Genomic DNA, 23382 nt, shown 5'->3' with positions numbered 1-23382 from the left:
TTTGCAGGCGGGAACCTGGAGTCTGCTACGTCCGCGGCGAAGCTGGCAATGCCTGGTCGCCAGGGCGATACAGGTGGGCGTGCCCCGCGCGGTACAAGGCTGATTCGGCAAACGGTGTGTCGCCCAGTACGTGGCCCACCAGGATCAGCGCGGTGCGCCGGAAGTCTTTGGCCGCGACACGTTCGACGATATCGCCGAGGGTGCCGCGTGCCCAGTCCTGGTCCGGCCAGGTGGCGCGATGCACCACCGCCACCGGGCAGTGCGCGCCGTAGTGCGGCAACAGTTCATCGACGATACGCGACAGGTGCTTGACCCCCAGGTGAATCGCCAGGGTGCTGCCGTGGCGCGCCAGGTCGCCCAGTTGTTCGCCGGGCGGCATTGGCGAACTGTCGCCATAGCGGGTGAGGATAACGGTCTGCGCGACCTGCGGCAGGGTCAGTTCGCAGCCGAGCAGGGCGGCGCTGGCCGCCGTGGCGGTGACCCCGGGGATGATCTGGTAATCGATGCCCAGCGCCTGCAGGTGGCGGATCTGCTCACCGATGGCGCCGTACAGGCTGGGGTCGCCACTGTGTACCCGGGCTACATCCTGACCTTGCTCGTGCGCGCTGCGCATGGCGGCAATGATCTGTTCCAGGTGCAGTTCGGCACTGTTGATCACGGTCTCGGCCTGGTGGCCCTCGAGCACGGCGGCCGGCACCAGCGAACCGGCATAGATGATCACCGGGCACTGGCGGATCAGCCTTTGGCCCTTGACCGTGATCAGTTCCGGGTCGCCGGGGCCGGCGCCGATGAAGTAGACCGTCATGGAAAGTCCTTGCAAGAAAGAGGGGAGAACGTTCAACAGGCCAGGGCGAGGGTGGCCGGGCCCAGTACCTGGCGCGTCAGCAGCAAACTGGCCGTGCCAAGCCGCTGACTTGCCAGGGCCAGCGCCGCACTCTCGGCCACGCCCCAGCAGCTGCTGTGGGTATGGGCTGTGGCGGAACGGTGGCTGAGTTGGTGTTCGTAGGGTTGCAACTGCGCGGTATCGTACAACACCAAGGGCACGTCGAGGCGTTCGGCCAACTGCTGCAAGCCGGCTTCGTCGGCCTTCAGGCCGATGCTGGCGATGCCATGCAGGTCGGCCAACGCCAGGCCCTGGTTGTCCAGGGCCTGGCGTAGCAGGGTTTCCAGCGTATCCGCCGGGCAACCCCGGCGGCAGCCGATGCCGGCGTAAAAGGCTGGCATCAGGCCTTGCTGGAGCGTCGGAACAGCCAGGCGCTAAGCAGGCCCAGGGCCAGCCAGAAGGCAGCGTTGGTCAGCCAGGAGGCCACTTTGAACTGGGTTTCCAATGCGGCAGGGGCCAGGCTCTCGTGCACTTCGGGTTGCGGTGCACCGATTACATGGGGAATGACCAGCAGCACGGCACCCAGCGCCTTCAGCAACCAGTGGCGGGCGAACACCAGCAGGGCCAGGCCCAGCGCAGTGGCACTGGCGGTGCCGACCCACCAGGCCTGGCGTTGTCCCAGGTCGGCGGCTGCGGTACCTGGCAGTTCCGGCGGCAGGCCCAGGGTCGGGGCCAGGCAGAACACGGCAAAGCCGGCCAGGCCCCACAACGCACCGGTGGCGGCACGCTTTGGTTCGCGCAGGTTGTAAAGGGCGGTGAGGATCAGGGCGAAACCGACCGCGACCACCAGGTTGCCGCCGGTGGTGGACAGTACCCGCTGCCAGCCGTCTTCCGGCGACCAGGCTTCGGCGCTGTGTTCATGGGCGGCCACTTCGCCAGCATGTTCGTGCTGGGCGGCCGGGGCCGCGGACTCGTAGGTTTCTGCCTCGAGAATCAGCGGGGCGACCCAGAAGCTTTGCAGCAGGGTCAGCAGCAAGGCCGCCAGTAGCCCGCTGAAGCCCGCGGTACGGGCAATGCGTGTGATCATCGGGCGTACTCAGTGGCAGGGGAAGGCGGCGCTGTGGCGGGTGTCGTGGGCGGCGTTGTGCACGGCCTCGATGTGCGAGAAGCCGGCGAAGTACACCAGGCACAGGCCCAGCAGGCTGGCGCCCACGGCGATAACGACACGCTGGCTGAGGGTGACGGGGGTGGTGATGCTATGTTGCTTGGCGCTGGTGACGGGCATGACGCGTTCCTCTGCTTTTTGTGGGCAATGGGCAAGCGCGGCAGCCCCGAGCGTGGCGGCCCAGGGGAATGCAACAGCGCCCGCCCACCGCGGGGTGTTCATGAACGCCAGGCCGGTCTCCGGGCTTGCGAGGAGGAGCCAGGCTCCTGGAAGGCGTCACCTTCCCATGCCGGGTGACCGGGCACAGTGGCAAAGACGCTTCGCTCGCTTACCGTTGCGGGGGCAGCACCGGCCTTGTCCGGCCCTGCTGGAGGGCCTGCGACGCACCGGTTTCCCGTTTCACCCCCATGGGGGGCACCTGAACGCGAGGCATAAGGAGAGCATGGGGCGGGGCTGGCGTCAATTGCCAGAATTGAGTTTGCGGGGGCTCCGGGCATCCTGTGGGAGCGGCTTCAGCCGCGAAGAATCCAACGCGGTGCATGGCACCGGCTGCGCCGGTGTTCGCGGCTGAAGCCGCTCCCACAGTGCCCCTGCCGAGTGATGCGCAGTTCCAGGAGAGCGGGCTTGACCGGAAACCGGACGCAAGCGCCCCCGGTTATCCCCGGGCAAACGCCGCCAGCTTGTCCCCATCCAGCCGGTAGCGCACCCACTCATCCTGCGCCTCGGCCCCCAGCTTCTGGTAGAAGCCGATCGCCGGTTCGTTCCAGTCCAGCACGCTCCATTCCAGCCGCCCGCAATTATTCGCCACTGCCTCGCGGGCAATGTGTTGCAGCAACTGTCGCCCGGCGCCGTCGCCGCGTTGCTCAGGGGTGATGTACAGGTCTTCCAGGTAGATGCCGTTGCGACCTAGCCAGGTCGAGTAGCTATAGAAATACACAGCAAAGCCGATTGCCCGGCCATCGCGTTCGCAAATCAGGCTGTGCACGGTGCTGCCCTCGCCAAACAGGCTGTATTCGATATCGGCAACGCTCGCGATCACCTCGTGGCGGGCGCGTTCGTACTCGGCCAGCTCGGTAATGAAGGCCAGGATCTGCTCGGCATCGGCGCGTACGGCAGGGCGAATGGTGAGACTCATGGTGACGGCTTCCTTGGTCTGGTGGTAGCGGTACAGCGATGTGTATCTACACAATTTAGTAGAACTGTACCGGTCGCAGAGGAGGGCGACTCCATTAGTGTGACAGGACCCATAAAGAATGTGGAATGCCTGCCATGCTTGCCTCTGCCGACCTGCTGACCGCCTTCGTGCTGTTTGCCTTTGTATCTTCCATCACGCCTGGCCCCAACAACACCATGCTGCTGGCTTCGGGGGTGAACTTCGGCGTGCGCCGCTCGATCCCCCATGCCATGGGTATCAGCGTCGGGTTCATGGTGATGGTGCTGGCTGTTGGCCTGGGCCTGGGCGAGGTGTTCAAGGCCTGGCCGCCACTGTACACGGTACTGCGCTACACCGGCGCCACCTACCTGTTGTACCTGGCCTGGAAGATCGCCACCTCCGGGCCGGTCGGCACAGCCTCGTCCAGTGCCCGCAAACCGCTGGGCTTCTGGGGGGCGGCGGCATTCCAGTGGGTCAACCCCAAGGCCTGGGTGATGGCAGTGGGGGCAATCACCACCTACACGCCGGCGCAAGGCTATGTAACCAACGTTATTGTCATTGCCGCCTTGTTCGCCTTGGTCAACCTGCCCAGCGTGGGGGTGTGGGTGATGTTCGGCAGTGCCCTGCGCAACCTGTTGCAGAACCCGCGCTGGCTGATGCTGTTCAATGTCCTGATGGCCTTGTTGCTGGTGATTTCACTGTACCCGCTGCTGTTTGTAGAATCGGCGTTTTCCTGACCTGCGAGTACAGTAAGCCGATGCAGTTGATTCCCTGGTCCCACGAATGCGCCGAAGGCTTCACCCTGCGTGGTTGGCGAACCCCGGCCAGTGGCAGGCCGCTGCTGCACTTTCTGCACGGCAACGGCTTCTGCTGCCTGGCCTACCAACCGTTGCTGCTGCGCCTGGGCGAGCATTTCGACCTGTGGCTCAGCGATGTCCAGGGCCATGGTGACAGTGACCATGGCGGGGTGTTTCGTGGCTGGAACCGTACCGCTGCGTTGGCAGTGGACGCTTTCGAAGCCGGACGAGGCGAGTATGGCGACGTGCCGCGCTTTGCCGTGGGCCACAGCTTCGGTGGCGTACTGACCGGCCTGATCCTGGCCAGTGAACCGCAACTGTTCAGGCGTGCGGTGCTGCTTGACCCGGTACTGTTCAGCCGGCGCATGCTGGGTGTAATGGGGGTTGCAGCCCTGGTCGGCTTGCACCAGCGTCATGCCCTGGCGCGCAAGGCCGCCAGCCGTCGCAGCCACTGGCCTGACCGCGAGGCAGCCCTGGCTTCGCTGCAAGGGCGGGGGATCTTCAAGGGTTGGACCGATGCGGCGCTGCGGGCCTACATCGAGCATGCCATTGGCGACTGTGGCGAAGCGGTGGTGCTCAAGTGCCGGCCCAGCCGCGAAGTGGAAATCTTCAGTTCGTTCCCCAAGCGCATGTGGGCAAGCCTTACGGCGATCTGCACGCCCACGCGGGTGCTGTATGGCGAGCAAACCTACCCCTTCGTGCCCCATTCGGTGAACCGCCTGGCGGCGCTCAACCACAACGTGACCGCACAGCAGGTTGCCGGCGGGCACTGCTTCATGCAGGAAGACCCGGCCACGGCTGCCGAACAGGTGCTCGGTTTCTTGCAAGGCTAATTGTTCCATTGGTGGAACGATGAATGCCAAACCAGCCAGCTACCGCCTGATTGGCGTCATTGATAAGGTTGTCTCAACCAAGAGAGGAGCCTTCTCATGAAAACGATTCTGGGTGTTCACCGCAGTCCTCATGCCCACTGGGTAGGTGATGGCTTCCCGGTGCGCAGCCTGTTCACCTACGACAACCTGGCCAGCAAGATCAGTCCGTTCCTGCTGCTGGACTATGCCGGCCCTCATGACTTCACCCCCACCAGTGCGCGGCGCGGCGTTGGCCAGCATCCGCACCGCGGCTTCGAGACCGTGACCATCGTTTACCAGGGCGAGCTGGAGCACCGTGACTCCACCGGCGCCGGTGGCTTGATCGGCCCCGGTGACGTGCAGTGGATGACGGCTGCCAACGGCATCATCCATGAAGAGTTCCATTCCCCGGGTTTTGCCCGCAGTGGCGGTACGCTGGAGATGGTACAGCTATGGGTCAACCTGCCGGCGCGGGACAAGCGCGCAGCGGCTGGCTACCAGACGCTGCTGGCCGAGGACATCCCGGTGGTGGCGCTGGACGGCGAGGGCGGTAGCCTGCGGGTGATTGCAGGTGACTATCGTGGCCACTCTGGGCCGGCGCGGACCTTTACCGCCATGGATGTCTGGGACCTGCGCCTGAATGCCGGTGCAGCCTTGCAGTTGCCGGTGGCCGCCGGGCGCAATGCGGCGCTGGTGGTGTTGCGCGGCAATGTGCGGATCAACGGCGAGCGCGAAGCCGGCCCATCCAGCCTGGTGCTGCTTGACCGGAGCGGTGAGGACGTTGCCGTCGAAGCGCTGGAAGGTGCCAGCCTGCTGCTGCTCAGCGGTGAGCCGATCGACGAGCCGATCGTGGGTTATGGCCCGTTCGTGATGAACAGCCAGGCAGAGATTGCCGAGTCGTTCGACGACTTCCATGCCGGGCGGTTCGGGCAGATGCAGGATGCGCGGGACGGTGCGGCGCATTGACCCTGGTTGATTGAATGGCTTGTCCGGACCTGTCGCACAGATAACTGAATTTGCAAGCGATCCTCGTACCCTGTGCGAGCGGCTTCAGCCGCGAAGAATCCAACGCGGTGCATGGCACCGGCTGCGCCGGTGTTCGCGGCTAAAGCCGCTCCCACAGGGTCCCTGCCAATTCAATGAGTCATGTGCAGTTCCATGAGAGCTGGCTTGCCGGCGACAGGGCCGGTACAGGCATTAGATTTGCTGGCATGATGAAGCCATGCCCAAGCTAACTCCTTTGCACGCCGTGCGCCGATCATTGCCCACCCCCGGCCACCACACCCTGTGGCTGCGCTACCGTGCTCCTTACCACTGGCCCTCGACCCTGGCCTTCCTTGCTGCACGCTGCATCCCCGGCATCGAGACCTGCTTCGATGGCACCTACCGGCGTACCCTGGTGGTTGCCGGCCGCCACGCCGTGCTGCACGCGACACCTTCGGGCAGCCAGCACCTGCGGGTCCGCCTTGAAGGCGTCCCGGCGCTTGCGCTACCCGGCCTTGTCGCCAGACTGAGGCGGGTCTTCGACCTCGATGCCGACCCCGCTCGCATCAATGCCGAACTGTCCCGCGATCCACTGATGGCCTGCCTGATACAGCAGCGCCCAGGCCTGCGCGTGCCACAAGGCTGGGACGCCTGTGAGCAGGCCATGCGCACTGTGCTGGGCCAGCAGGTCAGTGTGGCCGGGGCAATGATCCTGGCCGGCCGCCTGGTGCAACGCCACGGCGTGGCCCTGCGCCGGTCCGCACCGGGCCTGAGCCATGTGTTCCCGGCGCTGCCGGTATTGGCAACTGCGCAGTTCGACGGCATGGGCATGCCGCGGGCGCGCGCTGCCACCCTGGGCACGCTGGCCAGTGCCTTGCTGGCCGAACCGGGGCTGCTACGCAGCGGGCAGGTGCTGGACGAATTGCTACGCAACCTGTGCCAACTCAAGGGTATCGGCCCCTGGAGCGCGCACTACCTGGCGCTGCGCCAGGCCGGCGCGGCCGATGCCTTGCCGCTGGGCGACGTGGCGCTGGTCAAGGCGTTGCGCTTGCTCGAAGGCGATGACGCCCAACTGGCGCAAAGAGCCCTGGCCTGGCGACCGTGGCGGGCCTATGCGGCCCAGCACCTGTGGGCATCGCTGGGGCCTGCCGGGACCGCTCGTCGTTAAGTCTGCCATTGCGTTCGAACCCTCCGCCTGCGCAAGCGATCTTCCACTAAGGTGCTAGAGGATTCCCCGCACGATCATTGCCCCGGCGCATGGACGCCTGCCCGGGCATGCGCAATATCAATTGGCGCCTCGCCTGACAAAGGCGTACTCACACAACAGGCCATCCCACAGAGAGGGTCGTACCATGTCGTTGATAGGAGTTTCGATGCTAGAAATGCGGCAGATGATCGAGCAGGCCTGCCTGCCCGACCGTTGTGAAGTCAGCTGCCCGGACGGCGCCAACCTGACCATCCGCCTGGGTCAGGGCCAGAGTCTCGATGAGGGCGTGACCCTGAGCGGGGTTCCGCTGCAAAGCCTCAACAGTTGCCGTGACCTGGTCAACCTGGTCGGGCAGCTGCACGCGCTGCGTGACAGCCACCCGGCGCCGCTCAAGGCGATTGCCTGAGCACGCCCACCGCGCCCTGCTCAGCCCACAGGCTGGCCGGGCGCATCTATCCGCCAGTTGTGCGGCACTGCCCATGCTCAGGCACACTCGCTGATCGCCTCACTGCAGCTCCAGCAGCAGGTTCAGGCCGCCATCACCGCATTTTCCCTGGTCGCGGACCACACCGTGGTAGCTGCGCCCGTCCCAGACAAAGGCCACGCTGTGGGCACGGTCAACCTTGTCAGGCAACGGCGGGCAGATGTGCAGGCGCAGCCCCGGCCGGCCTTGCAGGTTGAGGGCGGCGAGCTGGCATTGGCACACCACGCTCTGCGCCACCGGGCCGAACAGGGTGTCGCGTACGTAATCGAGTTGCAGCGAGGCATTGGGCGCGCGGCAGGGCATTTTCATAGGCGCGCGGCTCCGCTGTGTAGGGTCGGGGAACAGGGCTTGCAGGGCATGCTGGGCTCCAGGCTGAAGAGGGCGTGGCTTATCGTTTGAAGCTTGCCTGGCCAAGATGTTCAACGTGTTTCATGTGCGTTCATCCTGTTTGCGCCGGGTGACGGAGCGCGGGGCCGATTCAGCCACCGGCCTTGCGCAAGGTCAGGTTGATCCGCCGCTCGCCCAGGCGCGGATGCACGCCAGGCTTGATCGGCAGCACGCCGTGAAAGCGCAAGCGGTCTTCGCCACCCCAGACCAACACATCGCCATGGCTCAGCGGGATGCGCCGGGTCTTGTCGACGCGCTGCAGGCCACCGAACAGGAACACCGCCGGAAGCCCCAGCGACACGGACACGATCGGCTGGCCGAAGTCCTGCTCGTCGCGGTCCTGGTGCAGGCTCAGGCGGGTACCCGGCAGGTAATGGTTGACCAGGCAGGCGTCCGGCACGAAATCGTCGAACCCGGCCATGGCCGCGGCGCGGGCGGCCAGGTCGAGCAACACTGGGGGCAGGGCAGGCCACGGTTTGCCGCTGAGCGGGTCGCAGGGGCTGTAGCGGTAGCCGTGTTCATCACTGACCCAACCCAGGGTGCCGCAGTTGGTCAGGCCGACCGCCATGCGCAGGCCGCCCGGGGTGTGCATGTGCCGGAACGGCGCGGCACGCAGCACCGGACGCAGGGCGTCGAGCAGCGCCTCGATATCGGTCAGGGCGAAGCCGGGCAGCAGCACGGTGTGGCTGGCCAGGCGTTGCGGCTGGGGGCCGAACAGGTCGAGGTCGGACTGGATCATGGGCTTTGTATCGGGTTGGGTGGGGTCCATTGTAATGCCCTTGGCAGGCTTGGCCTAATTCGCGGGCACGCCCGCTCCCACCAGGTTTGCACAGGCTTTGACGGCAGTGGAGTACCTGTGGGAGCGGGCGTGCCCGCGAACAGGTCGGCAAGAAAAAGAAGTTCTGACGAGAATAAAAAGGAACCGCGGCACCAGGGAGAGGAGCACCGCGGTTCAAGGGGGGAGCGATCTACTGCTGGGTCACAGTGGCCAGGTTCGTGCTGCCCAGCTGGCTGATGGTTGCGGTCTGGTTGACACCGCTCTGGTCGACGTACGCTTTGTTGCCCTGGCCTCCCTGGGTCACATAGGCCATGTTGTAGCTGTCAGCCTGCTTGATGGTGGCTTCGTTGCCGCTACCGTACAGCTGGTTGGTGTAGCTCTGGTTGCTGTAGCCGGACTGGTCCAGGTTGATGACGTTGTCCTTGCCCTGGCTGTTGCCGTAGGCATAGTTGTCGGTGCCACGCTGGTCGGCGATCAGGAGGTTGTCAGTGCCGTTCTGCTCGAAGTACAGCTCGTTGTTCATCTCGGACTGTTTGGTCTCCATCTGGTTGCCGGTGCCTTTCTGGGTCAGCGTGGCCAGCTGGTTGTCACCGTTCTGGGTCAGGTTGACGCCGTTGCCATTGCCGTCCTGGTTGATGGTGGCGTTGTGGTTGGTACCGAACTGGCCGCCCATCTTGGCGCCTTTCCAGTTGCTGGCGGTGATGCTGTTGCCATTGCCCTTGGTGTTGATGGTCAAATTGAGGTTTTCACCGTTCTGGTAGGTGAAATGCAGGTTGTTGCTACCGGTCTGGGTGATGGTAGTGGTCGAGTTGTTAGTCTCGAACTGGTCCGACCAGCTGGCGTTGGCCGTGCCCTGTTGTGACAGGCTGACCTTGTTGTTCATGCCGAAGCTCTGGTCGATATAGCCTTCGTTCATCTGGCCGGACTGGGTCACGAATGCCTGGCTGCCGGTCTGGGTGTCCTGCCACACTTCCACCGAGTTGCCGCCACCGTACTGGCCAATGCCGATGGTGCCGCCGGTGCCGTCACGCTGGTCGCCATACGCCCAGTTGCCCTGGCCATCCTGGTAGATCTGGATATCGCCATCGACGTGGTTCAGGTGCTCTGCGGCGGCATAGTTGTCCTGGCCGGTCTGGTTGATGCTGCTGCGGTTGTTGCTGCCACCAAAGGTCTGCTCGATGAAGGCTTCGTTACGCTGGCCGGATTGCCAGGTGGTGGCCTTGCTGCCTTCCTGGCTGTCCTGCCACACGGTCGAGGTGTTCTCGGCGCCTTGCTGGGTTTGCAGCGATTCGTTGCCCAGGCCCAGCGACTGGCTGGCGAAGGCATCGTTGTAGCTGCCGCCGGCGTGCTGGGTGATATGGCTGCCGTTCTCGAACAGTTGCTCGGCGTAGCCGGCGTTGTACTGGCCGGTGGCGCTCTGCCGGATATCGCTGGTGCTTTCGGCCTGCACCGCCATGTGGTTGTGGCCCTTGCCGGTCTGGGTCTGGGTGGCCGAGGCGTAGGGTGCCAGGGTCTGGCTGACTTCGGCGATGTTTTCCTTGCCGTCCTGGGTCTGGGACGAGGTACTGTCAGCAGCCATGGCCTGACCTGCAAGGGCCAGGACGATAGCGGCACTTAACGGAGCGAGCTTGTACATGGTGGTGCCTCCAGGTCTATCGGTATTGGGTGATCTGAACATGCTGGCCACTGCCGGCCTGGGTCACGGAGCTGTTGAGGCCTGTGCCGGACTGCACGATGCTGGCGCTGTTGTCGTTGCCGATCTGCTCGATGGCTGCGCTGTTGCTGCTGCCGCTCTGGCGGATCGACGCGCTGTTGCCATTTCCCTGTTGGCTGATGATGGCCATCAGGTCACTGCCTTCCTGCAGGATGTACGCTTCCTGTGCACCACCGGCCTGGACGATGCGGCCCAGCAGGGCCTGGCCGTTCTGGTCGATGGCGGCGCGGTTGCCCGAGCCTTGCTGCCCGATCACCGCAGCCTGGCCGGCACCGGCCGGCAGCAGGCGGATGATCACCGGTTCGCCGAGGTCGTTGCCGGGTGCGAGGTCGGCATTGTCCATCAGGTCCTCGGCCCAACTGGCCTGGCCTGCCAAGGCCAGGCTGAGCAGCAGGGAGTACAGGCGTTTCATTGCAACCTCCGGCCTTCACTGCACCACAACGTTGACGGTGCGCGTGGTGCCTTGGCTGGTGGTGATCGTCGCCGTTGGTGCCGCGGTCGGGATGATCGTGGTGCTATTGCTGACTGCCAGGCGCCAGCGACCGGTCAGCGCTACCGTGGCGGTGCCAAGGGTCTGCACGCCGGTCGTGGTGGTCACCCGTACGGTCACGGTGTTGCCGGTGGTGACCGACGAGGTGCCGCTGATGTCCCAGTTGTAACGGTTGTTGGAGCGCGCCGTGACCGTGGCTGCCGTGACCGCGAAGGTTTCGGCCGCAGGCCGTGGCGACACGTTGACAGTAACGGTGCCGGGGTTGGACAGCGCCCCCAGCGAGTCACGTGCCTGGTAGGTGAAGGTGGTGGTGAAGGCCGTGGTTACCGTGGCCGGTGGGGTGTAGGTCACCGTGGTGCCGTTGGTGCTGACTGTGCCCCGGCCGGCAGCCGGCTGGGTGAGGGAGGCAGCGGGCACCGTCAGCGGCAGGTTGCCTTCCGGATCGGTGTCGTTGGCCAGCACATTGATGGTCAATGGCACGCCCAGGGTGGCGACGGTTTCCGGGTTGGCGGTCGGTGCCCGGTTGGGCGCGACGTTGATGGTGACCGTTGCCGGTTCCGACTTCAGCCCTTTGGCGTCCACCGCCCGATAGCTGAAGGTGGCCACCACCGGTTGTGTGGCTCCGGTTGGCGGGGTGTAGGTGACCGAGGTGGTGCCGTTCATCACCACGCCGCCAAGACCTGTACCGGGCTGGGTCAGGTCGCTGATGGTCAGCGGCACGTTGCCGTCCGGATCGCTGTCGTTCTGTAGCAGGTTGAGGGTGATCGGGATACCGACGCTGGTGCTGCCGGTATCGGCCTGGGCCAGCGGTGGCTGGTTGGCCGCCTCGACCGGAGCGTTGCCGACCACGACCACTGGTTCGACATCGCTGCCGCCACGCGCCGACTTGACCGTGATGGTGGCCGGTGGCTGCGGCACGTCGTTGACGGTCAGGCTTTGCAGCGTGCCTGCCTTGGACAGGCGACCGTAGCCCTGGGCGAGCAGGTCGGGGATTGCCACCTCGTCACTGGAACTGGCTTCGATCAGCAGGCGCTTGTTGGCCCAGTCATAGCGTGCGGTGCTGACCTTGACCACATCGGTGAGCTTGCTCGACAGCGCGGTCGGCTGGGTGCCGCCGGCGCTGTTGCTGGCGGTGACCACCACCAGCGCAGGCGGTGCGACCTGGCCGAACTGCTGGTGGAAGAACAGCCCGTTGTTGTCGGCGGTGAGGGTGTACTGGCACGGCGAAGGCGGGGTGCCGACCAGGGCGATGCCATTGCGCATGCACAGGCTGGCTGCACTGGGAGCCTTGGCGAATACTTCAGTACGGGTGCCGGTGGCGTTGCGCGAGTAGGTGGCGCGCTCCAGGGTGACCGGTGTTTGTGCGCGCGGGTCCAGCACCTTGCCCGAGACAGTGAAGGCGTTGGTCTGGATGGTGCCAGCGGGGCCTTGAATGCGCACGAAGTTGGTATTGAAGGGGCTGCCCGTCACCGCTTCGGTGATGTTGGGGTCGCCGATGTAGGTTTCGGTGGCGCCAGTGTCGGGATTGACCTCGGTGTAAGGCCCGCCAACCCCCTTCAGCCAAGGGCCGATCGCCCCCGCCAGTGCTCCGCGGAAGTTGCCCGGCGCGCCGATGCCGATGTCGCGGGTGATGTTGATTGCCCGTCGGCCTGGTGTGGTGACGTTGACCGTCTCTACGCCATAGGGGTGGGTGATGGTGTAGGTACCGGCAGTGGGCACCGACACGCGGATACGGATGCGGGCGAAGCTCTGTTGGTCTCCATCCACCGGGTTTTCGGCGGCAAAGGCTGCTTCCACGCCAGCGACGTAAACTTCCAGTTCATAGCCGCTGTTGCCCACGGCCGGGATGGAGGTCTCGGCCAGGAACCAGAACATTTCCGGTGGCCAGTTGTCCGGGAACACCAGCGGCAAGGTATCGTCGTAGATGCCGGGTTCGGGCAGCAGGGTGCACATGTAGGCCGGTGTACCCGGGGCGCCTGCGGCCCGCGAACTGACGGCACGTGACTGGCACAGCTCCAGGGACTGGTCGAGGCTGTCCTTGTACCACATCGGGAAGCCACCGGTGGCGAAGGTGTAGGGCCCCGGGTCGACATCAGACAGCGCGGCAAAGGCAGCGCTGGTAACGGTAAGGGAGAATCCGGCGGCCAACAGCGCACGGCGCGACCAAGTGTTCATGCTGCCTCCTTGAAGGCTGAGCCTTTGTCTGTTCATGGCACCAGCACCACGTCTTCGGTGTCGCTACCGCCATTGGCACTGGTGACCTGCACCTTGGCCGGCGGGATGGGTGACAGGCTGGTGCTCAATGTCTTCACGGCGCCGTTGCCGCTCAGGTTGCCGATCAGCGTGCCGTTGCCGGTGTGCGCGGTGAGTACCGGCGGCGTGGTTTCGTCGCTGGTGCTGGCCACCAGGGTCAGCTCGCCGGTGGACAGGCGGTACTGGGCCTGGGTAATGGTGACCAGGTCGGTCAGTGGCACGTTGGCGGTGGTCGGGCTGCTGGTGGGGATCGCCACGCTGTTGTTGGCGGTCAGCGTCAGGATCGTCCCGGCGGCCGGGTCGAGGACCGACTGGGCGTACCAGGTGCCAGTGCCGTTGGCCTCGGTGAGGTTCAGGTTGGGAGTCTGGCTGGTCAGGGCGACGCTGGCCGGTGGCGGCGGGGCCATGACGAAGATGTCCTGCTGGGCGCGCAGGTCGCCGTTCTCGGTATGCCGCGAGTAGGTACTGCGTTGCGGCATCAGCGGGGTTGGCAGGGCCACTTCGGAAAGCTTGCCCGAAATCGCGAACAGCTCGGTGCGCAGGTCGATGCCGCCGGGGCCTTCGATGCGTACATAGTTGGTGTTGAACGGGCTGCCGGTCACCCGTTCTTCCAGGTTCGGGTCGCCGATGAAGCGCTCGCTGCCCTCGGTGTAGGGGCCGTTGACACTGCGCAGGAATGGCCCGACATCGCCTTTGAGGGCGCCGGTGAAGTCGCCTGCGCCGCCAATGCCGATGTCGCGGGTCATGTTGATCGCCCGCCGCCCGCCGGCTGGCACGTCGAATACTTCGACGCCGTAGGGGTGGGTGATCACATAGGTGCCGGCGGTAGGGACATCGACCCGGATACGCACCCGGGCGAAGCTGACCTGGTCGCCATCGACAGGGTCTCCGGAGCTGAACGCAGCTTCTATCGCCGTGCCATAGCCCAGGTTGATGCCGCGCGCTGCGTCGACGATGGTGGCGTCGGCGGTGAACCAGAACGCCTCATCGGGGAAGTTGCCGGGGAAGGCGATGGGTTGGGTATCGTCGAACACGCCGGGTGTGGGCAGCAACGTGCACATGTACGACGGTGCGCCGGGCGCGCCGGCGACCCTGGAACTCACCGCCTTGGTCAGGCACAGGTCGAGGGTGCGACCGTGACTGTCCTGGTACCAGGCGGGGAATTTACCGTTGGCGGGTACATAGGCGCCTGGATCGACAGCATTCAAGGCAGCTTGCGCCGGGAGCTGGAGCATGCCGGCGATAATCGCCACTGCCAGCGGGTGGGGTATCGGTCGGTGCATGAGTCATTTCCTCCTGCAAACGGGCCCATGGACTTGGGGCGTCTGGCAGGAGATCGGCAATAGGCGTGCCAAACCCGGAAAAATGTGCTGTAGCCCTTGCAGGGCAAGGGATCCAATTCTCTTGCAAGGGGATTTGCAGGCGTTTGCCGGTGGGCACCGTGCCCCCAAGGTTGGGGGACTGGGGCAGGTCGTGTCGACCCAATCCTGACATTTGCGTGAACGCGGTCGCTGTAGCAGCGGGCGTGCCCGCGAAGCAGGCGACACGGTGCCTGGCACCGGCTGCGCCGGTGTTCGCGGCTAAAGCCGCTCCCACAGGTATTACGCGAAGTCCGGAGCCCGCGTACTACCTATCGCAGGGCTGTGCTCCGGTGCTTGCAAAGCGATGCGCCCATAGAAGAACAACGCAGTTATCCAGGTGGTAAACCAGACAAAAATACCGGCCCAGAACGTATGGGACATGTAGTGCCAGCCCTGCAACACCCGGGTAGTACCGTACACGAACCCGATCAGCAGAATCGCCACCAGGAGCTTGCGGGCATGCGCCCAGCGGTGACGCAACGCCACGAAATACAGCGCCAACAAGGTAAACCCGCTGGAGGCATGGCCACCCGGCCAGCAGCGGCCATCACCGGCCTTGCCCCACCAGGAGAAGTTCTCGAACCATTCGACCCGGGCGTGCGAGCCGCCATACAGCGTGGTTTCCACCGGGCAATACACACTGGTATGGCTTTTAAGGTAGTGAATCACCGTGGTGCTCAGGGCGAACGCCACCACCACGAACAGCAGGTCGCGGCGGTGGTTGGTGGTAAAGCGTAAGGCCGGTGCGATTCGGGCATTTTCCAGTAACCGTGTCAGGCCCGCTTGCGGGCGGTTGGCCAGGCGTGGCCAGATGAACGAAAGCACGCTGCCGATGACCGCCAGTTCACCGGTCCAGTCCGGCAGGACCCTTGGCCACTTGTGAGTGACTTTCTCGAACCACTGGTTGTGCAACAGCGGGAACTGGCCAGTGACCGGGTCGAGTAGCAGGTTGCTGATCCAGCGATCGAGCTCTGTGAGGTCGAATGCCATGAACACGGTAGCGGCCAGCAACAGAGGCAGCAGCAGGTTGTTGCGGTAGAAAGCGGCGCGCGGTGGCATGTTCAGAGCTCCTTGGCGTCGACGAGTTCGCGCCATTCACTGGCAGCCATCTGGCCCAGCAGCTTCTCTTTGCCATCGCTGCCCTGGCTGATGAACAGGGCGCTGGCATAGCCGTTCGAGCGCGCGCTGCCAGGCACGTCAAGCGTGCGCTCCAGTTGTTCCATACAGCCGCTGTGGCTGACCAGCACCAGGTTGTGGCCGATTCGCTTGTGGGCAAAGGCGGTCTCGGCAAACTGGCCATCACACTGCTTGAGCCAGCCCTGCGTGGCAATGGTTTTAGCGAACATGGCGTGTGCAGTCTGCTGGGTACGCACCTCCGGGCTGGCCCATACATCGGCTTTGCCCAGGCCAAGGCGTTGCAGGCCGTGACCTACATCGGCGGCCACCCGGCTGCCCGCGACCGTGATACCGGTTGGGTCACCCAGGCAGGCTCCGCGCGAGCGGTCGCAGCGTTCGGCATGGCGCAGGACCACAATCACCGAGCCGTTCGCCCAGGCGGCCTCGAGCCCACTGTGCTGCAGGTGATGGGGGTTGCCCAGGTCGGGGATGGCCATGCGGGTATGCGCCCAGGCTGCCGCTGCGCCAAGGATGAACAGCAGGCACAAGACTGCGAATAGCGCCGTGCCCCAAGGCAATCGGTATACCTGGGCAAGCCGTGAGGCGGGGAATTTGTCGATAACGCCTTGCAGCATGTTTGCCACTCCAGTCAGCTCGCTCCACACAAGAGCGTCGGCACTGTAGGTAGCGGGATGTCGGTAGAGAGTGAGGCAGATGTGAAAAAAGCCTTGGCCCGACAGCAGTGCGGAAGTGGCTTAGGCAGTGGGAAGTCAAGGATGAAACCGGTTTCAAAACATTTCTGAACGCGCTAGATTATCCGGCTGTTTTCTTGATGACCTATCAAGACCACCCCCCCACATTGAAAATCAGATGGCGCTTTTCAAGGCCGCACACAGCCGATGAGGACTCGCAATGCCTGAGCATGCCCCAGACAACCCGCGCAGGGATTTTCTGCGCAAGACCTTGACCTTGATCCCTGTGGTCACCGTGGCCAGCGCGGGGCTTGGCGTGGGCGCCGGTCAGCTGCTTGCGGCCCCGCAACACGAACCCAAAGTGCCTGCCACGCCGCCAGCGGGCAAGTACCAGCCGACTTTCTTCACTGCCGAGGAGTGGGCCTTCGTGCAGGCGGCCGTCTCGCGCATCATCCCGGCCGACGAGCTTGGCCCCGGCGCACTGGAAGCCGGCGCTGCCGAATTCATCGACCGGCAGATGAACACCCCCTATGCAACCGGCGCGCAGTGGTACATGCAGGGCCCGTTCAAGGCCGACGCCGCGCCTGAACTGGGTTACCAGCTGCAACTCAGCCCACAGCAGATCTACCGCCTGGGCATCGCCGCCGTGGACGGCTGGTGCAAGGCCAACTCCGGGCAAGTTTTTGCTGCGCAAGATAGCGCTACCCGAGACCATGTTCTGAGCAAGGTCGAAGCTGGAGAGCTGGTTTTCGACACCGTGCCGGCCAAGGTGTTTTTCAGCTTGCTGGTGCAGAACACCCGTGAAGGGTTCTTCTGCGACCCGATCCATGGTGGCAACAAAGGCATGGTTGGCTGGACCCAGATCGGCTTCCCCGGCGCTCGCGCCGATTTCATGGATTGGGTCGAGCGCAACGAGCCTTACCCGTTCCCGGCTGTTTCGATCCGTGGCGAGAGGGCCTGAGGCATGGCGACCGTGATGAAGAAAGTGGATGCGGTGATCGTCGGGTTCGGCTGGGCCGGCGCGATCATGGCCAAGGAACTGACCGAGGCCGGGCTGCAGGTGGTGGCCCTGGAGCGGGGGCCGATGCAGGACACCTACCCGGAAGGCAGCTACCCGCAGGTGATCGACGAGCTGACCTACAGCGTGCGCAAGAAGCTGTTTGTCGACGTGTCGAAGGAAACCGTCACCATCCGCCACGGCATGAATGACGTGGCACTGCCCAATCGCCAGCTCGGTGCCTTCCTGCCGGGTAAAGGTGTCGGTGGCGCAGGCCTGCACTGGTCGGGCGTGCATTTCCGGGTAGACCCGATGGAACTGCGCATGCGCAGCCACTACGAAGAACGCTACGGGCGCAAGTTCATCCCTGAAGACATGACTATCCAGGACTTCGGTGTTACCTACGAAGAACTGGAGCCGCACTTCGACTTCGCTGAAAAGGTTTTCGGTACTTCTGGCCAGGCCTGGACCGTCAACGGCCAGGTAGTGGGTGAAGGGAAGGGCGGCAACCCCTATGCGCCGGACCGTTCCAGCCCGTTCCCGCTGCCTTCGCAGAAAAACGTGGTGTCGGCCAGGCTGTTCGAAAAGGCGGCGGCCAGCCTGGGCTACAAGCCCTACAACCTGCCATCGGCCAACACTTCCGGGCCGTACACCAACCCGTACGGGGCGCAGATGGGGCCGTGCAACTTCTGCGGTTTCTGCAGCGGCTACGTGTGCTACATGTACTCCAAGGCCTCGCCCAACGTGAACATCCTGCCGGCGCTGCGCCAGGTGCCAAACTTCGAATTGCGGCCCAATGCCCATGTGTTGCGGGTGAACCTGGACGACAGCAAGCGCAAGGCCACCGGTGTGACCTACATCGACGCGCAGGGGCGGGAAGTGGAGCAGCCGGCGGACCTGGTGATCCTGGCGGCGTTCCAGTTCAACAACGTGCGCCTGATGCTGTTGTCCGGCATCGGCAAACCGTACGACCCCGTCAAGAATGAAGGCGTGGTCGGGCGTAACTTCGCCTACCAGAACATGGGTACGGTCAAGGCGTTCTTCGACAAGGACACCTACACCAACAACTTCATCGGCGCCGGTGGCAACGGCATTGCCATCGATGACTTCAATGCCGACAACTTCGACCATGGCCCGCACGGCTTCGTCGGCGGTTCACCGATGTGGGTGAACCAGGCCGGCACACGGCCGATTGCCGGTGGCGCAACTCCGCCTGGCACACCGGCCTGGGGTAGCGCCTGGAAGAAGGCCACCGCCGATTACTACACCCACCAGGTGTCGATGGACGCACACGGCGCCCACCAGTCCTACCGTGGCAACTACCTGGACCTTGACCCGACCTACCGGGATGCCTATGGCCAGCCGCTGCTGCGCATGACCTTCGACTGGCAGGAAAACGACATCAGGATGAACCAGTTCATGGTCGACAAACTCAGCCAGATCGCCCAGGCGATGAACCCAAAGACCATTGCCGTGCTGGGCAAGAAGGTCAAGGACCATTTCAACACCGCCAGCTACCAGACCACACACCTCAATGGTGGCGCGATCATGGGCACCGACCCGAAAACCAGTGCATTGAACCGCTACCTGCAGAGCTGGGATGTGCACAACGTGTTTGTCCCGGGGGCTTCGGCGTTTCCGCAAGGCCTGGGTTACAACCCGACCGGCCTGGTGGCTGCGCTGACCTACTGGTCGGCCCGCGCCATCCGCGAGCAGTACCTGAAAAACCCTGGCCCGCTGGTCCAGGCTTGAGGAGCGATGCACATGAAGACAATGTTGATCGCAACCCTGCTCGGTGCCAGCGTGGCTGCTCAGGCCGCGCCCAATGACGATGCGCAGGTGCGCCAGGGCGAGTACCTGGCCCGCGCAGGCGACTGCGTCGCCTGCCATACCGCCAAGGGCGGCAAGCCGTTCGCCGGTGGGCTGCCGATGGAAACGCCGATCGGTACGGTGTACTCCACCAATATCACCCCGGCGGCCAGCGGTATCGGCCAGTACAGCTTCGAAGACTTCGACCAGGCTGTGCGCAAGGGCATCGGCAAGGACGGCAGCACCCTGTATCCCGCCATGCCATACCCGTCCTATGCACGCGTCAGCGAACAGGACATGCAGGCGTTGTATGCCTACTTCATGAAGGGCGTGCAGCCGGTCGAGCAGCCGAACAAGGCCACCGACATTCCCTGGCCGTTGAGCATGCGCTGGCCACTGGCGATCTGGCGCGGGCTGTTCGCGCCTGAGGCCAGGCCCTGGCAGGCGTCGGCGGCGGCCGACCCGGTAGTCAACCGCGGTGCCTACCTGGTCGAGGGCCTGGGGCACTGCGGCGCGTGCCATACGCCGCGAGCGCTGACCATGCAGGAAAAGGCACTGAGCCCACAGGATGGCGAGCAGTTCCTGGCTGGCAGTGCACCGCTGGAAGGCTGGATTGCCAAGAACCTGCGTGGCGACCACAAGGACGGCCTGGGTAGCTGGAGCGAGGAGCAGCTGGTGCAGTTTCTCAAGACCGGCCGTAGTGACCGCAGCGCCGTGTTCGGTGGCATGAGCGACGTGGTCGAGCACAGCATGCAACACATGAGCGACGCCGACCTGACCGCTATCGCCCGCTACCTGAAGACGCTACCGCCGAGCAACCCTGACGACCAGCCGCACGTCTATGACAAACAGGTGGCGGATGCGCTGTGGAAGGGCGACGACAGCAAGCCCGGAGCGGCGGTGTACATCGACAACTGCGCGGCCTGCCACCGTACCGATGGCCAAGGCTATACCCGCGTGTTCCCGGCCCTGGCCGGCAACCCGGTGGTGCAGACGGCGGATGCCACATCGCTGATCCACGTGGTGCTGGCGGGGGGTACGGTGCCGGCGACGCACACGGCACCGTCCAACTTCACCATGCCGGCGTTCGGCTGGCGCCTGAGTGACCAGGAGGTTGCCGAGGTGGTGAATTTCATTCGTACCAGCTGGGGTAACCAAGGGGATGCCGTCACCGCCAGTGATGTGAAAGCCCTCCGTTAACTGCATCTCTTTGTCTGCACCCCCAATCCCCTGTGGGAGCGGGTTTACCCGCGAATGCGTCGGTAAATTCAACGACGCATTCGCGGGTGAACCCGCTCCCACAGGGTTTCGCATGTACATTCCTATATATATCAGTTAGTTAAAACGTATTCTTGTTGTATTTTCTACGCATCAATATCGCACTCCCGACCAACGGCAGGTTGACGAACGCGTGCGATTTTGCTGTATTGAAACCGGTTTCATCGCGATCACAACAATCATAAGGACAGCCCATGACCGACGCGCCTGCCCATGCCCGCGAACGGGTCACCATCAGCGAAGTAGCGCGTGTCGCTGGCGTTTCCAAGGCCACCGTTTCCCGTTACATCGGTGGCGACCGCCAGTTGCTCGCCGAAGCCACCGCCAAGCGCCTGGAAGAGGTCATCGAGCGCCTCGGTTACCGCCCCAATCAGATGGCCCGTGGCCTGAAGCGCGGCCAGACACGCCTGATCGGCATGCTGGTGGCCGATATCCTCAACCCCTATTCAGTGGCCGTGATGCATGGCGTGGAAACTGCCTGCCGCCAGCACGGCTACAGCCTGGTGGTGTGCAACACCAACCGCGACGACGAGCAGGAGCGTCACCACCTGGTGGCCCTGCAGTCCTACAACGTCGAAGGGCTGATCGTGAACACGCTTGGCCATCACCCCGGCGAATTGCTCAACCTGCAGCGCGACATCCCCATGGTGCTGGTCGACCGCCAGTTGCCCGAACTGAATGTCGACCTGGTGGGCCTGGACAATGCCGACGCGGTCGAGCAGGCCCTCGACCACCTGCAAGCGCAAGGCTACCGCGACATCCTGGCGGTAACCGAGCCCCTCGATGGCACCAGTTCGCGCCTGGAACGGGTGCAGGCGTTTGGCGCATCGGTCAGCCGTCGCCCCGGCATGCGCCAGCAGGTGCTGGAAACCGGCACCGGGCTGGATGGCCAACTGGCTTCGTTCCTCGCCGGCAGTGGCCATGGCCCGCAGGCCATCTTCACCTTCAACGGCGTCGCCACCCTGGCCGTGAGCCGGGCCCTGCACCAGGCAGGGCGCAATCTGTTCGCGGACGTCGGGCTGATCGCCCTCGACGACCTCGACTGGTACCCCTTGGTCGGCAGTGGCATCACTGCACTGGCCCAGCCCACCGAGCGAATCGGCGTGGCAGCATTCGAGAGCCTGCTTGGCCGCCTGCGCGGCGACAGCGGGGCAGCCCGGCGCATCGACTTCAAGGCCGAACTGATCATCCGAGGTTCAACCCAGCCACAGTAATCACAAGCAGGCACCTGCGTGCCTGCTGTCATCAAAAAATGAAACCGGTTTCATAAGGACAACAACAATGCACTCGAACCCCGTTTCCATCAGCCTTTCCAGCTACGGCGCCGACTGTGTCCGGCAACGTGGCCAGGAGCAGTTCCTTGACTTGCTGGCTGCCGCTGGCGTTACCCGCGTGGAACTGCGCGAAGAACTGTTCACGTGTGCGCCAGACACTGCAGCGCTGTCTTCAGCCATTGCCGCGCTGCGCCTGGAGTGCCTGTATTCCACGCCCCTGGAGCTGTGGACCGCACAAGGCGTGCCAGACCCGCAATTGGCGCAGAAGCTGGACACCGCCCGCGCCCTTGGCGCGGTCGCGCTCAAGGTTTCCCTGGGCCACTACCATGCGGGCTGTGACGTCGCGGCCCTGGCGACGCTGTTGCCGGCGCACGGGCCGTTGCTGCTGGTGGAAAACGACCAGACCGCGCAAGGTGGACGAATCGAACCGCTGCGGCAGTTTTTCCAGCGCGTCGACGAACTCGGGCTGGCCCTCGGCATGACCTTCGATATCGGTAACTGGCAGTGGCAGGGCGAGCCTGCCCGCCACGCCGCACGCCAACTTGGCCGCTGGGTGAGCTATGTGCATTGCAAGGCCGTGCGGCGCCGGTCCGATGGTCGCCTGGTAGCCGTCCCGCCAGAGACTGCGGACCTGCAGGAGTGGGCTGAGCTGATGGCCGAGTTCACCCCCGGCGTGGTGCGTGCTGTCGAGTACCCGCTGGTGAGCGACGATCTGCTGGCGCTGACCCGTGCCCAGGTGCGCGACCTCGCGGCGCTGGGGCAGGGCGTATCGAGTGAGGAGCTGAGCCATGCATGAGCATGACGTGCTGTGTTTCGGTGAGACCATGGCCATGTTCGTCGCCGAGCAGGCTGGCGACCTGGCCAGTGTCGGCCAGTTCGCCAAGCGCATCGCCGGTGCCGACAGCAACGTGGCCATCGGCCTGGCGCGGCTGGGCTTCAAGGTCCGCTGGCTGAGCCGGGTGGGCGACGATTCGCTGGGCCGGTTCGTGCTCGACAGCTTGCGCCGCGAAGGCCTGGACTGCTCCGGCGTCGAGGTGGATGCCAGCTACCCCACCGGCTTCCAGCTCAAGGCCCGCTGCGATGACGGCAGCGACCCGGCGGTGGAGTACTTCCGACGTGGTTCGGCGGCCAGCCGACTGTCGCCGGCGCTGCTGCGTCCGGGCTCACTGCAGGCCCGCCACTTGCACGCCACCGGCATTCCACCGGCGCTGTCGGAGGGCTGCCGGGTGCTGTCCCACGCGTTGATGGACGCCATGCGTGCCGCCGGGCGCAGCATTTCGTTCGACCCCAACCTGCGCCCCTCGCTGTGGCCTGACCAAAGCAGCATGGTGCGTGAAGTCAATGCCCTGGCGGCCAAGGCCGACTGGGTTCTGCCCGGCCTGGAAGAGGGCCGCCTGCTGACTGGCCAGCACACCCCGGCAGACATCGCCGCGTTCTACCTCGACCAAGGGGTGGAACTGGTGGTGATCAAGCTGGGCGACGCCGGTGCCTACTTCCGCAGCGCCAAGGGTGAAGGCCAGGTGGCGCCAGTGCCGGTCAGCCATGTGGTGGACACCGTCGGCGCCGGGGATGCCTTTGCCGTTGGCGTGCTCAGCGCGCTGCTGGAGGGCCGCCCGGTGGCCGAGGCAGTGGCGCGTGGCAACTGGTGCGGCAGCCGCGCCGTGCAGTCGCGTGGCGACATGGAAGGGTTGCCGCTGCGTCATGAACTGCAAGCCCACGACCTGCGCAGAAGCGCGTGAACACTTGACCCCGAAACACCTGTTGCAACA

At 64.6% G+C, this 23382-nt stretch carries 24 protein-coding genes and 1 riboswitch; of the genes, 11 read left to right on the top strand and 13 right to left on the bottom strand.

The features are described 5' to 3' along the window. Nucleotides 1-25: 25 nt before the first annotated feature. The 5 genes from cobM to MKK04_RS14315 all read right to left on the bottom strand — a co-directional run bounded on the left by cobM (nt 26) and on the right by MKK04_RS14315 (nt 3123). Nucleotides 26-805 (bottom strand): precorrin-4 C(11)-methyltransferase, encoded by a 780-nt coding sequence (gene cobM / locus MKK04_RS14335; RefSeq protein ID WP_207832595.1) that lies wholly within the window; start codon nt 803-805, stop codon nt 26-28. Nucleotides 806-837: 32 nt separating this feature from the next. Beyond that, nucleotides 838-1224, bottom strand: coding sequence for a cobalamin biosynthesis protein (locus tag MKK04_RS14330; RefSeq protein ID WP_241105593.1), 387 nt, complete (start codon nt 1222-1224; stop codon nt 838-840). After that, entirely contained in the window at nt 1224-1910 is a 687-nt protein-coding gene (locus tag MKK04_RS14325; RefSeq protein WP_233687675.1) for a CbtA family protein, read from the bottom strand. The genes MKK04_RS14330 and MKK04_RS14325 overlap by 1 nt, the downstream gene beginning before the upstream one ends. A gap of 9 nt (nt 1911-1919) precedes the next feature. Continuing rightward, nucleotides 1920-2108 carry a CbtB domain-containing protein gene (locus MKK04_RS14320; RefSeq protein WP_025339304.1) on the bottom strand — a complete coding sequence of 63 codons (189 nt, stop codon included), beginning with the start codon at nt 2106-2108 and terminating at the stop codon, nt 1920-1922. A 93-nt stretch (nt 2109-2201) separates the two neighbouring features. Beyond that, nucleotides 2202-2425, bottom strand: a riboswitch (cobalamin riboswitch). A gap of 218 nt (nt 2426-2643) precedes the next feature. Then, nucleotides 2644-3123 carry a GNAT family N-acetyltransferase gene (locus MKK04_RS14315; protein WP_207832601.1) on the bottom strand — a complete coding sequence of 160 codons (480 nt, stop codon included), beginning with the start codon at nt 3121-3123 and terminating at the stop codon, nt 2644-2646. Nucleotides 3124-3248: 125 nt separating this feature from the next. Here MKK04_RS14315 and MKK04_RS14310 point away from each other — a divergent pair, with 125 nt between their 5' ends. From MKK04_RS14310 to MKK04_RS14290, 5 genes are all read left to right on the top strand, one after another. Next, entirely contained in the window at nt 3249-3878 is a 630-nt protein-coding gene (locus tag MKK04_RS14310) for a LysE family translocator (protein ID WP_207832603.1), read from the top strand. 20 nt (nt 3879-3898) lie between these two features. Further along, a complete protein-coding gene (locus MKK04_RS14305; protein ID WP_241105592.1) occupies nt 3899-4771 on the top strand; it encodes an alpha/beta fold hydrolase in 873 nt (290 codons plus the stop codon). A 96-nt stretch (nt 4772-4867) separates the two neighbouring features. After that, nucleotides 4868-5755, top strand: a complete 888-nt coding sequence (locus MKK04_RS14300; RefSeq protein WP_207832607.1) for a pirin family protein — start codon at nt 4868-4870, stop codon at nt 5753-5755. A gap of 256 nt (nt 5756-6011) precedes the next feature. After that, a complete protein-coding gene (locus MKK04_RS14295) occupies nt 6012-6941 on the top strand; it encodes a DNA-3-methyladenine glycosylase family protein (protein WP_241105591.1) in 930 nt (309 codons plus the stop codon). Nucleotides 6942-7125: 184 nt separating this feature from the next. Next, nucleotides 7126-7386, top strand: coding sequence for a DUF1652 domain-containing protein (locus MKK04_RS14290; protein ID WP_063914185.1), 261 nt, complete (start codon nt 7126-7128; stop codon nt 7384-7386). Nucleotides 7387-7485: 99 nt separating this feature from the next. On the opposite strand, the gene MKK04_RS14285 is transcribed toward MKK04_RS14290, so the two are convergent. From MKK04_RS14285 to MKK04_RS14250, 8 genes are all read right to left on the bottom strand, one after another. Beyond that, on the bottom strand, nt 7486-7773 hold the full coding sequence (locus MKK04_RS14285) for a hypothetical protein (RefSeq protein ID WP_207832611.1): 288 nt from the start codon (nt 7771-7773) through the stop codon (nt 7486-7488). Between the two features lie 169 nt (nt 7774-7942). Next, nucleotides 7943-8590 carry a DNA oxidative demethylase AlkB gene (gene alkB / locus MKK04_RS14280; RefSeq protein WP_207832612.1) on the bottom strand — a complete coding sequence of 216 codons (648 nt, stop codon included), beginning with the start codon at nt 8588-8590 and terminating at the stop codon, nt 7943-7945. A gap of 229 nt (nt 8591-8819) precedes the next feature. Next, a complete protein-coding gene (locus MKK04_RS14275) occupies nt 8820-10265 on the bottom strand; it encodes a curlin (protein WP_207832615.1) in 1446 nt (481 codons plus the stop codon). A gap of 16 nt (nt 10266-10281) precedes the next feature. After that, nucleotides 10282-10755, bottom strand: a complete 474-nt coding sequence (locus MKK04_RS14270) for a curlin (RefSeq protein ID WP_207832617.1) — start codon at nt 10753-10755, stop codon at nt 10282-10284. Between the two features lie 15 nt (nt 10756-10770). Then, complete coding sequence (locus MKK04_RS14265) at nt 10771-13008, bottom strand: Ig-like domain-containing protein (RefSeq protein WP_233687678.1); 2238 nt, start codon at nt 13006-13008, stop codon at nt 10771-10773. Between the two features lie 32 nt (nt 13009-13040). Further along, nucleotides 13041-14369 (bottom strand): hypothetical protein, encoded by a 1329-nt coding sequence (locus MKK04_RS14260; RefSeq protein ID WP_207832621.1) that lies wholly within the window; start codon nt 14367-14369, stop codon nt 13041-13043. A 318-nt stretch (nt 14370-14687) separates the two neighbouring features. Further along, complete coding sequence (locus tag MKK04_RS14255; protein WP_207832623.1) at nt 14688-15506, bottom strand: phosphatase PAP2 family protein; 819 nt, start codon at nt 15504-15506, stop codon at nt 14688-14690. Nucleotides 15507-15508: 2 nt separating this feature from the next. Then, nucleotides 15509-16198 carry a histidine phosphatase family protein gene (locus MKK04_RS14250; RefSeq protein ID WP_207832625.1) on the bottom strand — a complete coding sequence of 230 codons (690 nt, stop codon included), beginning with the start codon at nt 16196-16198 and terminating at the stop codon, nt 15509-15511. 277 nt (nt 16199-16475) lie between these two features. Here MKK04_RS14250 and MKK04_RS14245 point away from each other — a divergent pair, with 277 nt between their 5' ends. The 6 genes from MKK04_RS14245 (at nt 16476) to MKK04_RS14220 (ending at nt 23352) form a co-directional block, all read left to right on the top strand. Further along, nucleotides 16476-17216, top strand: a complete 741-nt coding sequence (locus tag MKK04_RS14245; protein WP_063914176.1) for a gluconate 2-dehydrogenase subunit 3 family protein — start codon at nt 16476-16478, stop codon at nt 17214-17216. A gap of 3 nt (nt 17217-17219) precedes the next feature. Further along, nucleotides 17220-19004: a GMC family oxidoreductase gene (locus tag MKK04_RS14240; protein WP_207832627.1), complete on the top strand. Its 1785-nt coding sequence runs from the start codon at nt 17220-17222 to the stop codon at nt 19002-19004. Between the two features lie 12 nt (nt 19005-19016). Then, entirely contained in the window at nt 19017-20261 is a 1245-nt protein-coding gene (locus MKK04_RS14235) for a cytochrome c (RefSeq protein WP_063914174.1), read from the top strand. Nucleotides 20262-20533: 272 nt separating this feature from the next. Continuing rightward, nucleotides 20534-21553: a transcriptional regulator PtxS gene (gene ptxS, locus MKK04_RS14230; protein WP_241105590.1), complete on the top strand. Its 1020-nt coding sequence runs from the start codon at nt 20534-20536 to the stop codon at nt 21551-21553. Nucleotides 21554-21620: 67 nt separating this feature from the next. Continuing rightward, nucleotides 21621-22409, top strand: coding sequence for a TIM barrel protein (locus tag MKK04_RS14225; RefSeq protein WP_207832631.1), 789 nt, complete (start codon nt 21621-21623; stop codon nt 22407-22409). Continuing rightward, nucleotides 22402-23352: a sugar kinase gene (locus tag MKK04_RS14220; protein WP_241105589.1), complete on the top strand. Its 951-nt coding sequence runs from the start codon at nt 22402-22404 to the stop codon at nt 23350-23352. The genes MKK04_RS14225 and MKK04_RS14220 overlap by 8 nt, the downstream gene beginning before the upstream one ends. Nucleotides 23353-23382: the final 30 nt, after the last annotated feature.

The sequence above is a fragment of the Pseudomonas sp. LS.1a genome, from assembly GCF_022533585.1.
Classification (GTDB): domain Bacteria; phylum Pseudomonadota; class Gammaproteobacteria; order Pseudomonadales; family Pseudomonadaceae; genus Aquipseudomonas.
The sequence above is the reverse complement of the archived record's forward strand: the minus strand, read 5'-3'. Positions and strand labels throughout refer to the sequence as shown.

What these genes read in the sequence shown, in the direction of transcription:
- cobM (WP_207832595.1), bottom strand. Translation starts at nt 805, where the DNA reads ATGACGGTCTACTTCATCGGCGCCGGCCCCGGCGACCCGGAACTGATC.
- MKK04_RS14235 (WP_063914174.1), top strand. Translation starts at nt 19,017, where the DNA reads ATGAAGACAATGTTGATCGCAACCCTGCTCGGTGCCAGCGTGGCTGCT.
- alkB (WP_207832612.1), bottom strand. Translation starts at nt 8,590, where the DNA reads ATGATCCAGTCCGACCTCGACCTGTTCGGCCCCCAGCCGCAACGCCTG.
- MKK04_RS14295 (WP_241105591.1), top strand. Translation starts at nt 6,012, where the DNA reads ATGCCCAAGCTAACTCCTTTGCACGCCGTGCGCCGATCATTGCCCACC.
- MKK04_RS14315 (WP_207832601.1), bottom strand. Translation starts at nt 3,123, where the DNA reads ATGAGTCTCACCATTCGCCCTGCCGTACGCGCCGATGCCGAGCAGATC.
- MKK04_RS14250 (WP_207832625.1), bottom strand. Translation starts at nt 16,198, where the DNA reads ATGCTGCAAGGCGTTATCGACAAATTCCCCGCCTCACGGCTTGCCCAG.
- MKK04_RS14330 (WP_241105593.1), bottom strand. Translation starts at nt 1,224, where the DNA reads ATGCCAGCCTTTTACGCCGGCATCGGCTGCCGCCGGGGTTGCCCGGCG.
- MKK04_RS14290 (WP_063914185.1), top strand. Translation starts at nt 7,126, where the DNA reads ATGTCGTTGATAGGAGTTTCGATGCTAGAAATGCGGCAGATGATCGAG.
- MKK04_RS14255 (WP_207832623.1), bottom strand. Translation starts at nt 15,506, where the DNA reads ATGCCACCGCGCGCCGCTTTCTACCGCAACAACCTGCTGCTGCCTCTG.
- ptxS (WP_241105590.1), top strand. Translation starts at nt 20,534, where the DNA reads ATGACCGACGCGCCTGCCCATGCCCGCGAACGGGTCACCATCAGCGAA.
- MKK04_RS14300 (WP_207832607.1), top strand. Translation starts at nt 4,868, where the DNA reads ATGAAAACGATTCTGGGTGTTCACCGCAGTCCTCATGCCCACTGGGTA.
- MKK04_RS14325 (WP_233687675.1), bottom strand. Translation starts at nt 1,910, where the DNA reads ATGATCACACGCATTGCCCGTACCGCGGGCTTCAGCGGGCTACTGGCG.
- MKK04_RS14265 (WP_233687678.1), bottom strand. Translation starts at nt 13,008, where the DNA reads ATGAACACTTGGTCGCGCCGTGCGCTGTTGGCCGCCGGATTCTCCCTT.
- MKK04_RS14320 (WP_025339304.1), bottom strand. Translation starts at nt 2,108, where the DNA reads ATGCCCGTCACCAGCGCCAAGCAACATAGCATCACCACCCCCGTCACC.
- MKK04_RS14260 (WP_207832621.1), bottom strand. Translation starts at nt 14,369, where the DNA reads ATGCACCGACCGATACCCCACCCGCTGGCAGTGGCGATTATCGCCGGC.
- MKK04_RS14305 (WP_241105592.1), top strand. Translation starts at nt 3,899, where the DNA reads ATGCAGTTGATTCCCTGGTCCCACGAATGCGCCGAAGGCTTCACCCTG.
- MKK04_RS14240 (WP_207832627.1), top strand. Translation starts at nt 17,220, where the DNA reads ATGGCGACCGTGATGAAGAAAGTGGATGCGGTGATCGTCGGGTTCGGC.
- MKK04_RS14270 (WP_207832617.1), bottom strand. Translation starts at nt 10,755, where the DNA reads ATGAAACGCCTGTACTCCCTGCTGCTCAGCCTGGCCTTGGCAGGCCAG.
- MKK04_RS14310 (WP_207832603.1), top strand. Translation starts at nt 3,249, where the DNA reads ATGCCTGCCATGCTTGCCTCTGCCGACCTGCTGACCGCCTTCGTGCTG.
- MKK04_RS14225 (WP_207832631.1), top strand. Translation starts at nt 21,621, where the DNA reads ATGCACTCGAACCCCGTTTCCATCAGCCTTTCCAGCTACGGCGCCGAC.
- MKK04_RS14285 (WP_207832611.1), bottom strand. Translation starts at nt 7,773, where the DNA reads ATGAAAATGCCCTGCCGCGCGCCCAATGCCTCGCTGCAACTCGATTAC.
- MKK04_RS14220 (WP_241105589.1), top strand. Translation starts at nt 22,402, where the DNA reads ATGCATGAGCATGACGTGCTGTGTTTCGGTGAGACCATGGCCATGTTC.
- MKK04_RS14245 (WP_063914176.1), top strand. Translation starts at nt 16,476, where the DNA reads ATGCCTGAGCATGCCCCAGACAACCCGCGCAGGGATTTTCTGCGCAAG.
- MKK04_RS14275 (WP_207832615.1), bottom strand. Translation starts at nt 10,265, where the DNA reads ATGTACAAGCTCGCTCCGTTAAGTGCCGCTATCGTCCTGGCCCTTGCA.